Source organism: Dendronalium phyllosphericum CENA369 (assembly GCF_016056275.1).
GTDB lineage: Bacteria > Cyanobacteriota > Cyanobacteriia > Cyanobacteriales > Nostocaceae > Dendronalium > Dendronalium phyllosphericum.
In genome coordinates this window covers 1-15,762 of record NZ_JAECZA010000235.1, presented here as the reverse complement: position 1 = coordinate 15,762, position 15,762 = coordinate 1, and the positions used below count along the sequence as shown (strand labels likewise).

Genomic DNA, 15,762 nt, shown 5'->3' with positions numbered 1-15,762 from the left:
CACTTACCTTTTATACCTAAACTAAGAGCGTGTGGTGAGCGAGTGTGTGTGAGGAAGTTTGAATGAAGTCCCAGAGATTAAAAATTTTTTTCTGGCAGAGTATATTGCTAACAGGTTCCGCAGTAGTGTTTACGATTAAGCCTGTGCGAGTTGTTGCTCTCCCTATTATAGCAGCAAAAATACCAGCTAGTAACCAGCAACTATTACCCAGGACAAGAATAACAAAATCAGTTACGACGATTAGAGAGATTCGCCGTCTCATCGATGCCCAAAAGTTAGTACAGTCACCAACTCCTCTCCAAGCAGAAGTGATAACAGTGACGGGAGTAAAGGTAAATAGTACAGATAAGGGTTTGGAGGTGGTTTTAGAGACGGGAGTGAAAAGCGATCGCTTGCAAGTAACTCCCAAAACTGAGGGTAATTCCTATGTTGCAGACATACCTAACGCTCAGTTGCGCTTGGCTAGTGGCAATACATTTCGGCAATCAAAGCCAGTAGCGGGAATTACTGAAGTAAGTGTTACTAATATCGATGGTAATACCCTGCGGGTAACAGTCACAGGTGAATCGAGTGCGCCAGCAGTGGAGTTGTTTGATAGTAATGAAGGGTTAGTATTTGGAGTGACTAGTAGTGCAATCACCGGACAGCAACCAAAGCCGCCACAGCAAAAACCGTCATCTAGTGAAAACCAAGCACCGATAGAACTAGAGGTGACTGCTCCCCCGGAAACAGGCTACAACCCTATTGATACCGCTGTTGGAACTAGAACAAATACACCACTACGCGACATTCCTCAGACAGTAAATGTTATCCCTCAACAGGTGATTACAGACCAACATATTCTTTACATTGGAGATGCATTGAAAAATGTTGGTGTATCAGCAGAGCGCGAGCCAGGTTCGCAAGATAGATTTATAATTCGAGGCTTTAACTCTTCTTTTGGCAATATCTTAATCGATGGACTCAGGGGTTTCTCTTTGGGAGGATCAGCCGCTCTCAATCTCAACAATATTGAACGAGTAGAAGTTCTGCGAGGCCCAGCCTCTGTGCTTTACGGACGAGCTGGGCTTGGCGGTGTTGTCAATTTAGTTACTAAACCACCTTTAAAAGACCCTTACTATTCTGCGGACTTCTCTATTGGCAATTTCAACTCTTATCGAGGTTCACTTGACTTTTCTGGGCCTTTAACAACAAATAAAAATGTCTCCTATCGCTTCAATGCTTCTTACCTCAACTCTGATAGCTTTATTGATTTTTACAACGAGGAACGCTATCAGTTCGCTGGGGCACTCTCGTGGGATATAGATCGTAATACAAAACTGACATTTAATTCCAGTTATGGTGATTACAATAGCAGTTTAACCAACGAAGGGTTGCCCGCGATCGGCACTCTGTATCCAAATCCCAATGGCAAAGTGCCTATTAGTCGTTATGTGGGAGAAGTAGGGACTACAGATATTATTACTACTCGCTTGAGCTACAAAATAGAACATCACTTCAATGATAATTGGTCAATTGAGAATGCTTTTGGATTACTGAATGTTAAAATAGACAACTCCCCAATAGGCAGAGGAGTTCCAATCGCCCTACAGCCAGATAATGAGACTTTGACTCGACGCAGATTTGTTCAGGTTGGTGAGAGTTTCCAGAATGGAACTGATTTAAATACTCTCGTTACGGGACAGTTTAAAACTGGAAGCCTGGAACACCAACTTATTGTAGGAACGGAGTATGCTTGGAGTTTTGTTAATGGGTATAATCAGAATTTTACTGCTTCCTCAATCAACATTTTCAATCCAGTTTATGGGTTTGGAGGAGGTGGTACACTTTCTAACCAATCCAGCAGTTCAACCAATGCTTATAACCTGGGTGTATATGCTCAAGATTTAATCACTCTATCTCAAAACTTCAAGCTAGTTTTGGGTGGTCGCTATGACTGGACATGGCAGACAAATGATAACAAACTCGCTTCAACCTCAACCAACTTTTCAAGTGAAGCATTTAGTCCCCGTGTGGGTATTGTCTATCAACCCATTAAACCCCTAAGCCTTTATGCTAGCTACGCTCGCTCGTTCGTTCCCCAGGCTGGACTAACCGCAACTGGGCAGGCATTTCAACCACAGGACGGAACTCAATACGAAATAGGTGCTAAAGCAGATTTGCTCGGTGATAAACTTTCGGTAGATTTAGCTTTGTTTGACCTTACCCAATCTAATATCCTCACTAATGACCCCAATAATTCTGGCTTTTCTATTCCTGTAGGTGAAGCAAACAGCAAAGGTGTTGAGTTGTTTATTACAGGTGAAATATCCCCAGGCTGGAATGTGATTGCTTCCTATGCCTATGCCAATCCTCGCGTTACCGAAGATAACTCCATTCCTGTTGGCAAAGAACTCCCTGGAGCAGCGCAAAATATAGCCAGTCTTTGGACGACTTACATTATTCCTAAAGGAAACCTCAAAGGATTTGGCGCTGGTTTGGGTTTGTACTATGTGGGCGATCGCTTTGTTGATTCAGCTAACACTCTTAAGTTACCTAATTATGTCCGCACTGATGCTGCCCTCTTCTACCGCCAGGAAAAATTTGATGCAGCACTCAACTTCCAGAATTTGTTTGACATAAATTACTTTGAGGGTGCTTTCGGTAGTACGCCAGTAAATACCACAGTCTATTATGGATACCCATTTACGGTTAACTTTACACTAAGGTGGAAGTTTTAAAAACTATCTTGTTTCTACAAAAAAGCCAAATTGTGCAGCTATCTTTAATTGCAGCCTTGCTGCAAGTATCGCTGGGCGCAACAGTTTTTTTAACCTGAAATTGATGTTTGACAAAAATGGAGTAGATGATGCTGAATTTAGATGCAATTAGTAATGGAATAATACAAAAATATCCTTATCAATGGATTTTCTTTGACAATCTCATACCTAAAACCCAACTAATTGAGTTAAGAAACACTTTTCCCCCAATAGAAGTTTTTCCAATAAGGGAGCAACCCCACCACAGACCTGCGATCTTAGTTTACGACGAATTTCAAGAGTTTGTTGGCGATCGCAGAACAAAAAATTTTTACCCAAACACAGGTTTGAGCAGTGTTTGGCAAGTATTAGTTGAGGAATTACATAGCAATGTTTATCGAGAAAGCATTGCCAAACTAACTGGGTTAAACCTGGAAGAGCAATTTATAAGTATTTTTTTAAGTCGATTAGACCCGATTGTAAATGGTTCTCATTCGGATTCTGAAGGAATTATCCTGTCACACCTGCTTTATTTCGGTCGTGAAGATTGGAAAACTGAATGGGGAGGGTGTCTTCAAATTCTCTTAAACGAAAAACTCGAATCTATATTTCAAGAAATTCTTCCTCGTAATGGTACAAGCGTAATTATAGTGCGTTCGGAAAATTCTTGGCATAACGTTTCTCCAGTTTCATCTCAAGAGGCATCGCAAGATAGACTTAATGTTCTAGTTAGATTTTATGACCGAACGACTTTGTTAGAAAGAGCAAGAGTTTAACTAGTAATAATTAAACAAAATAACTATCATGTTGAATTTAGATGCAATTTGCAATGGTGTAATACAAAAACATCCTTATCACTGGATTTTCTTTGACAATCTCATACCTAAACCTCAACTAGTTGAGTTGTTTAATAGTTTTCCATATAATAAATTTCCCCAAAGACCTGGAGGATTGATTTTAGATCAAGGGGCAGAAGTGGTGACAAATGCAGAAAAGTTTTTCAACGCTGCCAAAAACGAATTTTATATTTATCCTCTACCAAATCTGAATAGTCTTTGGCAAACTTTGGTTGATGAATTGATTAGCCCTGCTTATCGAGAAGCTGTTACTAAACTTACTGGATTAAACCTAGAACACTATCTAATCCGTATTTATTTATCTCAAATAGATAGCACTGCAAACAAAAACTTAGCACCTCATAAAGACTCATGGTTTGTGAACAATAAGGACTCAGGAATGGCTCTGAGTCATCTATTCTATTTTAGTAAAGATTGGGATATTAACTGGGGAGGAAGTCTTCAAATTTTAGAAAATGAACATCGTGAATCTGTCGTTAAAGAGATTCCACCACAGTTAGGTAACTCCGTTCTTTTTCTGTGTGAGCATAACGCTTGGCACGTAGTTTCTCCAATCTCACCTAATGCAGTACAACCTAGACAGCATCTCATGGTGAGATTTTACGATCGCCAGATTTATACTAAATATCTTAAAGGAGAATGAGTAGATTTATTTCAAGTTTGATGTTTCGAGTAAAGACTTAAATAGGTCGTCGAGAACTTGATTAGCAGCCAGAGGTCCACAACATATCCAATAATTTCCTACTACATAAACTTTGCCTTGCTGAACTGCCTTTAACTTTGACCAAAGAGGCTGGACTTGTAATTTCTCTCTAGCTTTTTGGGCAGATGCTAGACCAAAACTAGCGTCAGAAATCAGAAATAGAGCATCCCCATCTACCTCATTCAATAGTTCTGGAGACAGTGCATAAACATATCCGTTCGTGAATATGTGATGACGGTTTCTAAGAACATCTAGATTTGGTGAAAGAGGACTTTTCAAACCAATATCGTTAAAGATGCTGCCAAAGAAAGAACCTTTAATGAACACAGTATATCCAGCAATCCGAAAGACAGATACATGAGTTAAAGCTAATCGCTTGCCCATAGCAGCTTTAAATTCAGATATACGGTTGTAGTACTGAAACATCCACTCCTTTGCAACAGTAGTCTGGCCTAGTATTTGAGCAACTGACCAAAACATTTCTTTCCATTTTGAATAGCTGTAATTAATCAATACTGTGGGTGCTATGTGCGATAATAAACCATATATTTCCTGATAGTTGGAAATTCCCAAAATTAGATCGGGCTTCAGGGCTAAAATCTTTTCTAAGTTTGGGGTTCGTGTCCCTATATCCTCTATACCTGCTTGTTGTCTTGCGGATAGGGTGTAGTTTATAAATTTAATAGGAGCGCCTACTGGTGTGATACCTAAAGCTAAGACAGCTTCAGTTAAAGCCCCATCTAGCACAATAATTCTTTTAGGAGATATGGGAAGTTTTGCTTCATCCAATTGATGTTTGACTATACGTAAGTTGGCAAGCGTTGATTTTGGGCTAGAAGTAAATTTCTGGTGATAGGTTGGTGTTTTGCTACAAGCATACAGCAAAAGCACCATCAACAACCCAATAGCTAACAGTGACTGAGTTTTATGTGCCCAAAGAGTTGAAATTTTGCTTTGAAGTGAGCAAAACTGGGTTTTCAGATTCAAGGCACGGAATAAACGCTCCTTACTCATCCCCTCCGCCTTTGATACAGTAAATAAATAAAATAAGGTGCTCCCAAGGCAGCAGTAAGCAAACCACAAGGTAATTCTGTCGGTGAGAATAAAGTTCTACCTAAAACATCTGCTGCTGCTACCAATAATCCTCCGATTAAAGCGGTGACTGGTAGTAAATTTTGATGTATTGACCCTACAAGTCTACGTGCCAAATGCGGAGCCATTAATCCGACGAAGCCGATTGTACCAGCGATCGCCACACTTGACCCAGCCAGCGCCACACTTACCAACAATAATTTGCTTCTTTGCCATGTGACTCGGCTACCAAGTCCTTTAGCTACCATATCACCCAGTTGCAGAGTATCCAGTTCCCGCGCTAACAGCAAGGCTAAGGGAACAAAAATAACTATCCAAGGTAGTAGCTGCCATACTTGCTCCCAACTTTTACCAGCAACACTACCTGCCAGCCATACTAATGCTCTAGTAACGTCGTTGATTTTACCAAAAGTCAACATCAAGGTAGTGAAAGCTCCCATAATTGCTGCGAGTGCTACTCCCACCACCACTAAACGCAGAGGTGATTTTTCTCCCGTACCTGCTAGCAAGTAGATAAGACAGGCAACAACAAAAGCACCGCCAAAGGCAGCTAAGGGTAAATACATAGTAGATAAAGTTGGGAATAATACAATTAAAGTCACAGATGCTAAGGCTGCACCTGCATTTACCCCAACGATGCCAGGGTCAGCTAAAGGATTACGTGTCAATCCTTGTAAAATTGCACCCGCAACTGCTAAACCTACTCCTACCAACCAAGAAATTAACACTCTAGGTAAACGTAGGGTAACAACAACAAAGGGAGATTCTGGATCTTGGGTTGGTAAAGCAAGAACGGCTTTCACTATGTCTGCTGGTGTTACAGGGTAATCTCCCAAACTCAGGCTCATCCCCAAAACTGCAAGGGTGAATAATAGCAGTAGCAACAGTACTCTAGTTACGGGCTGGTTAGTGAGTATTAGATTTTGAATTTTAAATTTTGAATTTTGAACTGTTGTCATCCTTTTTTTACCTGCTAACGCAATAGATAACGGTAAGAATCTGAAGGTATAGCTCTCGGATGAATAATCCTGACTCTGCTCATGAGTCATAAACAAAACTTTACTCTCGGATGCGGATTCTATTTACCTACTTATCTATCTTGCGATGATTCGCATCATGGTGCGGCGTTTTGCATAAATTTTTACTGCTCACAACTTTTCAAACACCCTCTGAATCCTTACGAAAACTCATCCCTATTTCCTATCCTACCGAATGTTTTTCTCAGAAGTCTAAAGGTATTAGATAAGAAGCAATTATGGCTTTTGAGTATCGACGAAGATTGCGATCGCAGTTTTCGTGGAGTACGGTAGGAATTTGCTTATTAGAGTAAAACGTAGAACAAAGCGTAATTAACTTTGGTTAGTATTAAATGACGCATTAATTATCCTGCTTAAGGACGCGAAATGCTTGTATTTTTTGAGCGATCGCCTCAAATTTTTCCACACTGTCTCGATCCAGGCTGTCGGCAAAAGCTGCAACCACATCTGGATTACCTACTGCTAAGAATTGATGCAAGCAATCGTAGGCTTGGAGTATCTGTGCCTCTTGCTTGGATATCTGTGGTTGCCATCTATAATTGCGACTTTCTTTATTGCACGTCAGCCAACCTTTTTTAGTCAAACGATTTAGGATAGTTGTCACTGAAGCAGAAGCTAACTGTCGCTTTAGGTCAGCCAAGACCCGTTCATGCACATCTTTAACAGTGACGCTCCCAAGTTCCCAGATGATATGCAAAATCTCTTTCTCCAGAGGGCCAAGCGAGAGCTGCTGAGGACGATAATTAGGTAAAGGAGACATTATTTTAAATTCAGGTGTAAAGAAAGAGCATTAGGATAAAAATAGATTGTCTTTATCACTAATTTTTGATTAATCAACAATGTATATTAAATTGGCTCAAAGATAAGACTATTAGTAGTATTTCATCTATTTATTTGGCATAAATCCCTGATTACTAACTTAAATAAATCTTGATATTTACCTGAATAAATTCCTGCAAATATTGATATATTATCTTCCCCCTCAAGCTAATAAATTACTTTGTTCAGATATGTAAAGCATAATTAGTATCTACCAAATATTTTTATGAATTTAATAATTTTTGAATAGCAGTATATTTACCTAGGTGAAATTCATCAATTTGTTGAGATTGGAAAAAGCGGCCACTCTCCAATGAGGGCAATTTCTGATAAAGATGAAAGCTGTTGCTGTAAATTTTTTAAGAAACCTAAAGCTTTTTCATAGATTTTAGTTTCTCTGTGTTGGGCAAAGTATGCAACTGCCTTTTGTAAGTCTGCAATTGCCGCTTGTTCGTGACCAAGTTGATGGTAGGCTATACCCCGATTAAGATAAGCCATCGCATTAATTGGGTTGAGTTTGAGTGCCACAGCAAAATCCCTAATAGCACACGAGTTATCGCCGCTTCTACCACAAGCACAACCTCGGTTATAGTATGCTCTGTAGTCATTATGATTGAGTTCAATTGCTTGGGAGAAGTCGAGCATAGCTGCTTTTAAGTCTGACAACTCAAAATGAGCTAATCCCCGGTCATTGTAAATATCTGCTCTTAATAGACTGGATAATTGGGGAATATTAGTGAGTGCTAGATTGTAATCTGATATTGCTTGTTGATGATTACCCAACATACCACGGGCTACCCCTCGATTGTAGTAGGCTCTGAAATCATTCTTGTTGAGTGCGATAACTTGATTATCGTCAGCGATCGCTGCTTGATAGTCCCCTTGTCTGTAGTATGCTAGTCCTCGGTTGAGGTGTGCTTCCACATTGTTGGGTGTTAGCTTTAGAGCCTGATTGCAATCGGCGATCGCATTCTGATAATCTCCTAATTGCAGATAAGCAAGACAACGATTGCTATAAGCTGAAGAAAAATCATGTTTGAGGTTAATCACCTCAGTAAAATCTTGAATAGCTTCCGGGTAATTGCCGTGCTGTATTTTTTCAATACCTAGCTTGAATAGGTCATCTTCTGAGATTCCTATGTCCGATGTAGACAATGAATATGCAGGTGAAATGAGAAAAAAGCAGGTGAGTGCAACAGTAATACCAAAATTGAGCATGAATCGGTAAAAACGACTCATAATAACATCTCACTTTACTAGCAGAACAAGAGTAGTAGATAAGGCACATACCCTATCTACTATTTAGTAACTAAAGAATAACAGCCCTATTCTCGTATTCTGACTTTATTTCCAGTCCTTGTCTGCTTGTCCCAGCACATATGCTGCTACATCTTCAATTTGATTTGGTTTTAAACGACCTTTGAAAGCAGGCATAGCGTTTTTACCGTTTGTAACTTGAGCGATAATCGCTTCTGCCGAGTACATTCCAAACTTTTCTAAAGCATCTTTTTTCAAAGTTTTGTTAGCTTGAACCAAGTTCTTACCACCTGCATGACAAGAAGCACAATTGGCACTAAAGACCTTGGCTCCACTAGCTGCATCTGCTGCTAAAGCTGGACTATTGAAAGCAAAAGCGAGAATCGCTACACCCAGCAACAACACTGAAATAATTTTTTTCATCCCATGTTCTCTCTACAAAAAGTTTATTCGGCACAATATCCTCAATGATTTTCGTTTCTCATGGCTTGCGTCGTCAAATGACAATCTGTCAAACTTTCTGACTTACTCCCTTCTCTTTGTAAGATTCCTAAGTAATTTTTTCTCCCCTGCTCCACTAAACACACATACGGTATTGTAAATCCTGGGCTAGTGTTGTAATATACGGATAATACATAATGGTAAAATGGTTGCCATCTAAGATTCTGTTGTGAGTTGTGTTGATAGTATATTGACTCCAGTTGGTACAAGGTAATTTAGGTGTGAGTTGTTGTGCAGCCCACCAGATACAGATTTGGGCTTTGATTTGAGGTGGTTGATGGTTTTTCAAGAGTTTTTGGTGGATTTCGGTTATTTCTAGTTGTTTTTGCAATATTTTCATTGATACTTCAGATAGTTCTGTTGAAAGTAAATTTTGTGATTGTCCCCAATTCATGATTAATTGCAGACGTTCAATAGCAGTTAAATTTATGAGTTGCTCTCGTAGTTGCTGCTGTTGAACAGTATCTAGCGTCATCAAAGCATCAACAAAAGTCCCACCAAACACTAATGCTAATTCATATAAAGGATCGGGTGTCAAAGTTGGTGTATTATCTGGAAATAAGAACGCATCTACAAGTCCAAGAAAATCAACTTGACATCCTTGGTGTTCTAATTCTTTGGTAATACTAACAGCAATGACTCCACCCATAGACCAGCCCATGAGATGATAACCACCATGAGGTTGATGTTGGCGAATGATTTTTGCGTATTCGACAGCCATATTTTCAATGCTATTATGCTCATCAAGTGAGTTGTTGAGAGCGCGAGACTGGAGAGCGTATACAGGTCGATCTGTTCCTAAACAGTTGGCAAGATGTTGATACACCATTACTTGTCCCCCTGTGGGATGAATACAGAATAATGGTGGTTGAGTTCCCTTTGGTTGAATGGGGACTAAAGATATTGGTGTTGGGGAAGCGTGATAATTTTGGATGAGAAAATTTCCTAATTCGGCTACAGTTGGATAGTGAAAAAGTGTACTAAGAGGTATATTTGTCTGAAATTTATGATTGATTTTTGAGATTAATTTTAGTGCTAAAAATGAGTGTCCGCCTAATGCAAAAAAGTTGTCATAAATGCTGATTTGCGGAATTTGAAATAATTCCGTCCAAGTTGTAATTAATAGTTCTTCTATTTGGTTACGAGGCGGCGTAAAAGTTTGTGTTAATTCTGGTTGTGTACCTTCAAGAATAGGTAGTGCCTGACGATCCACTTTACCATTTGCTGTGAGATGGAAAGATGCTAACAACACAAAAGTAGAGGGGATCATGTATGCTGGTAATTTGGTTTGGAGAAAAGAACGTATTTCTTGAGTGGTGATGTTTGACTCTATTTGGGGAACAATGTAAGCAATTAGTTGTTGTGTTTTTGGGACTGTTGTAACGACAACTTCTTTAACAGTGGAATGCTGTTTTAGTGTTGCTTCAATTTCACCTAGTTCAATACGATAACCATTGATTTTAACTTGAAAATCTTCTCTTCCTAAAAATTCTATATTCCCATCGGGTAAGTAGCGTCCCAAGTCACCTGTTTTATATAATTTTTCTTTCGTAATTGGATGAGTAATGAAACTAGCGTTTGTCTTTTCTTCATCTTGCCAATAACCTTTTGCTAATCCGATACCGCCAATATATAATTCTCCTGTCACCCAAACAGGACATTTTTTCAGAGATGTATTTAAAACATAAATATATTGATTTTTAAGTGGTTTTCCGTAGGGAATACTTTTCCAATTGGGGTCAAGTTGGGTAATTGAATAATAAATTGACCAGATGGCGGCTTCTGTTGCTCCTCCTAAACTAATGATTTCGGCTTGTGGAGATAATGCTTGGATTTGAGTGGGTAAATTCAGGGGTATCCAATCACCACTCAATAAAACCAACCTGAGAGTATTAAATACTACTTGATGATGATTTAAATTATACTCAATTAACATCTGCATGAAAGCGGGAACTGAGTTCCAAATTGTGATTTGGTGTGTGGTAATTAATTCACTCCAATGAGATGGATCTTTACTGTTTGCAGCATCAGGAATGACTATTGTTCCTCCTGCTGCTAAAGTGCCGAAGATGTCGTAAACTGAGAGGTCAAAGCTGAAAGCAGAAATAGCTAAGATGCGATCGCTGGAATCGATGCGAAAGCGTTCGTTAATATCTAAAATCGTGTTGACTGCACTTTCATGAGTAATCATTACACCTTTGGGTGTTCCTGTAGAACCAGAGGTGTAGATGATATAGGCTAAGTCTGTGGGTTTTGGGACTTGCTTGAATGACGGACAAGATGAACAAGGTTGTGGAGAATCTATACACAGCCTTGGGATGTTCGCTAGATATTCCAGACTATGAACAAGGCAAGTTTCAGTCAGTATGAGTTTGACTTGTGCTTGTTGTAAACAATACCATATACGTTCTTGTGGTAATCCTGGATCGATGGGGACATAGATCCCACCAGCAGTAAGGATAGCCAAAGCAGCGACAACCTGTTTCCAACCTTTTTCCATAATGATAGCGATCGCCACCTCAGAACGATCGCCTAATTGTCGTGCTAATTCAGTGACGCGATCGCTTAACTCTTGATAGGTGAGAATGCGATCGCTGCTAATGATGGCTTGTTGTTGTGGACGTTGAGATACTTGTGCAAAAAACAAGGTGTGGAGTAAAGCTGTTTCTGGGATTGGTGGATGAGGATGAATTGGGATTGATGGTAATAATTCTATGGGTTCTGTCCACAATTCATTTTCTTGGGCTAAACGCTCCAGCAAATTGCAGTAAACTGTAAACATTTCATCCAACATTCCCATAGGGAAAAGTGCTTCTACTGCATCCCAATTAAAAATTAAGCTTCCGTTGTGTTCTGCTACTTGATGTTCTAAGGAAACTTGCGGTGTTTGGCTAATACCATATACTACTTCTCCCAAAAAGTTATATTCTAAATCTCCCTGAGCAAAATTACCCAAACCTAAAACACTACTAAATACTATAGGCATAGCTGCGGTTAATTCTGTTTTCTTTTGATTGAGCAATTTCCGCAGTACTTCTACTCCACTAATATAAATATGATCTAAGTCTTGTAGTAATTGTTGCTGTATTTTTAGAGCTAGATTTGTAAATGTATTTGGAGATGAATTGTCTATTGCTAAGAGATTTGTATTGGTAAAATCGCCAATAATTTGATTTATCTGAGGATGGAGGGGTAGACGTTCCAGGACAGTTAAGTTGAGAGTAAACTGAGGATTTTTACTCCACAAAGTTAAAATTTCTGCAAAAGCGGTTAGCAAGATAATAGAAGGAGTTAAACCAGCTTTTTGACCTCGCTGTTTTAATTTTTGCCATATATGGGGTTCTAGTTTTCCAGCATAGCGTTTGAATGTATACTCTTTTAATTCACTAGAAAAACAAGCTAGGGGTAATTCTGGTGCTGGTGGTAGAGTATCTAAACGATTGAACCAGTAAGATTGCGATCGCTTGACTAATTCTGAGTCTTGGAGAGAATTTTTTGTAATCACATAATCTCGAAATGATAGTTCTAATGGTGGTAATAATAACTCGATATTTTGATAAAGTTGATTCCATTCGTGAAATAAAATCCGAATACTCGCAGCATCTATCAGTAATAAATCCATGCTAAGATGCAGCCGAATTTGTTCTTGATTTAAATAAGTGGCTCGAATATCAAACCAAGGCCATTGGTGTGAAGGTAAGTTTTGCTGAGATAATTTTTTGCGGATTGCTATTAATTCAGTTTCGAGTTTTTGGGTTTCTGATTCTTGTAAATCTAGGATATTAATTTGATAATTGGGAACTTGATCTAAGATTTGTTGCTCTCCTGTGGGTAATACTATCGCTCGTAGCATATCATGACGTTGAATGAGTTTTTGCCAAGCTGCTGTTAGGCGGGATATGTCTAAATTATTAGTCTCAAATTCTATGTAAACATGGTTGCTGACATGGCTTAATTCAAATACTTGGTTGCGTCCTAACCAATGTGCTTGTTGGATGTCGGTGAGTGTAAATGGTTGGTAACGTTGCTGGGGATTTGGTTTTATGATTGGTAAGGAGGTTGTTTTTATATTGCTGAGATTTAGGAGTTTGATAATTTCTGGTTTATGTTCTTTGAGGGAATCGCGTAGTTCTGGTGTTAATGTTCCTTTTGGTGCTTCGATGTTTAATAGGTCATTTTCTAACCAGAGTTTGATTCCTCGTTTTTCGAGTTCGATTAAAAGTTGGTTTTTGTTCATAATGTTTTTCTTAATTTTTGATTTAACGAACACCAATTGCACAGATAATAATATTCACTTGATAATGCAAAAACCCTTTTTAATTCTCTTAACTTTGCGTTCTTTGCGTTCTTTGTGGTTCGTTTATAGTATTTTTTAGTCTCTTCAGAAATCTCTGCGTAACTCTGTGCTTTACTTTGCGTTCCTTTGCGTTTCAAAAATTTGTACCTCATTTACAGCAATTTTCAGGTAAATGAACCATACTATTTTTATCTCACGCAAAGGCGCAAAGGCGCAAAGAAGAATATAAAATAAAGAAATTTTGCAAGAGGTCTATGCGGAATACATTCAAATTTGGATGATTTCTTTATCGTCGTCTTGTTCTGTGGCTAATGGTTTTTGTGTGATTTTAGCGATAATTAATTGTTCGTCAATGGCTAATGCTAGTTGTTGAATATTTGTTGTTTCCACTAATAATTGGCGCATGGGAATATTGACTTGGAGTTGATTTTGTAAGTGATTTTTCAATTGCACAAGTTTGAGTGAGTCTATTCCTAACTCAAAGAAATTATTCTGTATTCCCACTGCTTCGATTTGCAGCAGTTGTTGGATAAATTCGGCGATTGTTTTTTCGGTTTGGGTTTGCGGAGGAACTAAGGTTGCTGATTTGGCTGTTGCGAGATTGGGGGTTGGTAAGGCTTTTCTATCTATTTTTCCGTTGGTGGTTAGGGGTAAGGTGTCAATGAAAATATATTCAGCAGGTATCATATATTGTGGAAGTTTCTGCTGTAGATATTCTCGGAATTGGGTAGTATTTGATTTGGTAGTTTGAGGATTTTTAAGTATTGACCATTGCTGAGAATCTGTTGGGTATATTTTTCCACCAACAAAGCTATAAAGGAGAATTTGATTGGCTTCTAGTTGAAATAAATCTTGAATTGGTGGAAATTCTAAATAGCCAAGGGGACAAAGACCAATTTCTTGAGTCGGTGCGCTGTTCATGAGTAATTGTCCGATGTGTCCTGCTTCTAAAAGACAGAAGTCTCTAGCGATTTCTCCATACATCGGTGCGATCGCACTTAGTTTCCCAATCAAATATATCGCAAAAGCGGATTGTTGAAAAAGTGGTTGATTCTCAAGATAAACACTACTATCTATTTCGTTGGTGCTGTGGAGTAAGATTAAATTGTGGTCGCTGGGATGATAATAATATATTCCGGCGGGAAGGGTTTCGATGCTGTTGGGTTTGATGAATAAGTAAGTTTGTACGGGATAAAGACTCCCAGCAGAAGGATAGCGATATTTGGGGAGGGGATAATCACCTAGTTGCATTTGCTGGAGACAGTTGAGAAATTTGCTAAATTGTTCTAGGGATATCTGTTGTGGTAAAAATTGTCTGTAACTTTGGCGTTCTAGATAAGGTGTTTGCTCAAGTTCAGATTTGGGTAAGTGAATAGTAATTGGCGATGATTCCGATTTGCGGATTCCTGGTTGTTGGAGTTTAAATTCGATGCGTTCTCCAGCATCGGTTAATACTCCTGCTTGTTGAGATGGTTGGTAAGCTTCTGCTAAATTGGGAGTTGGTGTATCGCTAACAATATAAGCAACTAATTGTTGTGTTTTTTCCACTGTTGTAACTACTGCTTCTTTAACAGTGGAATGCTGTTTTAATATTGCTTCAATTTCACCAAGTTCAATGCGATAACCATTGATTTTGACTTGAAAATCTTCTCTTCCTAAAAATTCTATATTCCCGTCGGGTAAATAACGTCCCAAGTCACCTGTTTTATATAATTTTTCTTTGGTAACTGGATCAGTAATGAAACTAGCGTTTGTCTTTTCTTCATCTTTCCAGTAACCTTTTGCTAAACCGACTCCCCCAATATATAGTTGTCCCGTTACCCAAACAGGAGTTTGCTGTAAATTGTGATTTAATACATATACTTGTTGATTATCGAGTGGTTTGCCGTAGGGAATACTTTTCCAGTTAGGATCGATTTGGGTAATTGGATAGTAAATTGACCAAATGGAAGCTTCTGTTGCTCCTCCCAAACTCACTACTTGGATATTTGACCACAATTTTTGAATTTGATTTGGTAAATTCAGAGGTAGCCAATCTCCACTCAACAAAGCTAAACGCAGAGATGATGGTTGTTGTGGTTGGTTGGTAAGATATTCTACCAACATTTGCATCAAAGCTGGAACTGAGTTCCACAGGGTAATTTGCTGAGATACTATTAACTCTAACCAGTGTGCAGGATCTTTGGTTTTATCTGCTGAGGGAATAACTATCGTTCCTCCCGCCGCTAATATGCCGAAGATGTCGTAAACTGAGAGGTCGAAGTTTAATGCTGATAAAGCTAAGATGCGATCGCTTGATTTAATTCCAAAGCGTCTATTGATATCCAAAATGGTATTTACCGCACCCCGATGATCTATCATCACGCCTTTGGGTAAACCCGTAGAACCGGAAGTGTAGATAATATAAGCTAAAGCTGATGGATCTTGAGGATGTAGGGGTGTAGGGGTGTAGGGGTGTAGG

At 38.9% G+C, this 15,762-nt stretch carries 10 protein-coding genes; 3 read left to right on the top strand and 7 right to left on the bottom strand.

Annotated elements, in window-relative coordinates:
• Nucleotides 1-62: 62 nt before the first annotated feature.
• The 3 genes from I8752_RS27375 (at nucleotide 63) to I8752_RS27365 (ending at nucleotide 4,238) form a co-directional block, all read left to right on the top strand.
• Complete coding sequence (locus I8752_RS27375; protein ID WP_214435378.1) at nucleotides 63-2,720, top strand: TonB-dependent siderophore receptor; 2,658 nt, start codon at nucleotides 63-65, stop codon at nucleotides 2,718-2,720.
• A gap of 125 nt (nucleotides 2,721-2,845) precedes the next feature.
• Entirely contained in the window at nucleotides 2,846-3,514 is a 669-nt protein-coding gene (locus I8752_RS27370; RefSeq protein ID WP_214435377.1) for a 2OG-Fe(II) oxygenase, read from the top strand.
• 28 nt (nucleotides 3,515-3,542) lie between these two features.
• Nucleotides 3,543-4,238, top strand: a complete 696-nt coding sequence (locus I8752_RS27365; protein ID WP_214435376.1) for a 2OG-Fe(II) oxygenase — start codon at nucleotides 3,543-3,545, stop codon at nucleotides 4,236-4,238.
• Nucleotides 4,239-4,244: 6 nt separating this feature from the next.
• Here the strand turns inward: I8752_RS27365 and I8752_RS27360 are convergent, their stop codons facing one another.
• The 7 genes from I8752_RS27360 to I8752_RS27330 all read right to left on the bottom strand — a co-directional run.
• On the bottom strand, nucleotides 4,245-5,312 hold the full coding sequence (locus tag I8752_RS27360; RefSeq protein ID WP_214435375.1) for an iron-siderophore ABC transporter substrate-binding protein: 1,068 nt from the start codon (nucleotides 5,310-5,312) through the stop codon (nucleotides 4,245-4,247).
• Nucleotides 5,309-6,349, bottom strand: coding sequence for a FecCD family ABC transporter permease (locus I8752_RS27355; protein WP_214435374.1), 1,041 nt, complete (start codon nucleotides 6,347-6,349; stop codon nucleotides 5,309-5,311). Before I8752_RS27355 ends, I8752_RS27360 begins: the two co-directional genes overlap by 4 nt.
• A gap of 418 nt (nucleotides 6,350-6,767) precedes the next feature.
• Entirely contained in the window at nucleotides 6,768-7,187 is a 420-nt protein-coding gene (locus tag I8752_RS27350) for a BlaI/MecI/CopY family transcriptional regulator (protein WP_214435373.1), read from the bottom strand.
• 335 nt (nucleotides 7,188-7,522) lie between these two features.
• Nucleotides 7,523-8,485: a tetratricopeptide repeat protein gene (locus I8752_RS27345; protein ID WP_214435372.1), complete on the bottom strand. Its 963-nt coding sequence runs from the start codon at nucleotides 8,483-8,485 to the stop codon at nucleotides 7,523-7,525.
• Nucleotides 8,486-8,590: 105 nt separating this feature from the next.
• Entirely contained in the window at nucleotides 8,591-8,926 is a 336-nt protein-coding gene (petJ, locus tag I8752_RS27340) for a cytochrome c6 PetJ (RefSeq protein WP_214435371.1), read from the bottom strand.
• Nucleotides 8,927-9,080: 154 nt separating this feature from the next.
• Nucleotides 9,081-13,241, bottom strand: a complete 4,161-nt coding sequence (locus tag I8752_RS27335) for a non-ribosomal peptide synthetase (protein WP_214435370.1) — start codon at nucleotides 13,239-13,241, stop codon at nucleotides 9,081-9,083.
• A 327-nt stretch (nucleotides 13,242-13,568) separates the two neighbouring features.
• A partial coding sequence (locus I8752_RS27330; RefSeq protein ID WP_214435369.1) for an amino acid adenylation domain-containing protein occupies nucleotides 13,569-15,762 on the bottom strand: 2,194 nt, incomplete at its 5' end.

What these genes read in the sequence shown, in the direction of transcription:
- I8752_RS27355 (WP_214435374.1), bottom strand. Translation starts at nt 6,349, where the DNA reads ATGACAACAGTTCAAAATTCAAAATTTAAAATTCAAAATCTAATACTC.
- I8752_RS27370 (WP_214435377.1), top strand. Translation starts at nt 2,846, where the DNA reads ATGATGCTGAATTTAGATGCAATTAGTAATGGAATAATACAAAAATAT.
- I8752_RS27350 (WP_214435373.1), bottom strand. Translation starts at nt 7,187, where the DNA reads ATGTCTCCTTTACCTAATTATCGTCCTCAGCAGCTCTCGCTTGGCCCT.
- I8752_RS27360 (WP_214435375.1), bottom strand. Translation starts at nt 5,312, where the DNA reads ATGAGTAAGGAGCGTTTATTCCGTGCCTTGAATCTGAAAACCCAGTTT.
- I8752_RS27345 (WP_214435372.1), bottom strand. Translation starts at nt 8,485, where the DNA reads ATGAGTCGTTTTTACCGATTCATGCTCAATTTTGGTATTACTGTTGCA.
- petJ (WP_214435371.1), bottom strand. Translation starts at nt 8,926, where the DNA reads ATGAAAAAAATTATTTCAGTGTTGTTGCTGGGTGTAGCGATTCTCGCT.
- I8752_RS27375 (WP_214435378.1), top strand. Translation starts at nt 63, where the DNA reads ATGAAGTCCCAGAGATTAAAAATTTTTTTCTGGCAGAGTATATTGCTA.
- I8752_RS27335 (WP_214435370.1), bottom strand. Translation starts at nt 13,241, where the DNA reads ATGAACAAAAACCAACTTTTAATCGAACTCGAAAAACGAGGAATCAAA.
- I8752_RS27365 (WP_214435376.1), top strand. Translation starts at nt 3,543, where the DNA reads ATGTTGAATTTAGATGCAATTTGCAATGGTGTAATACAAAAACATCCT.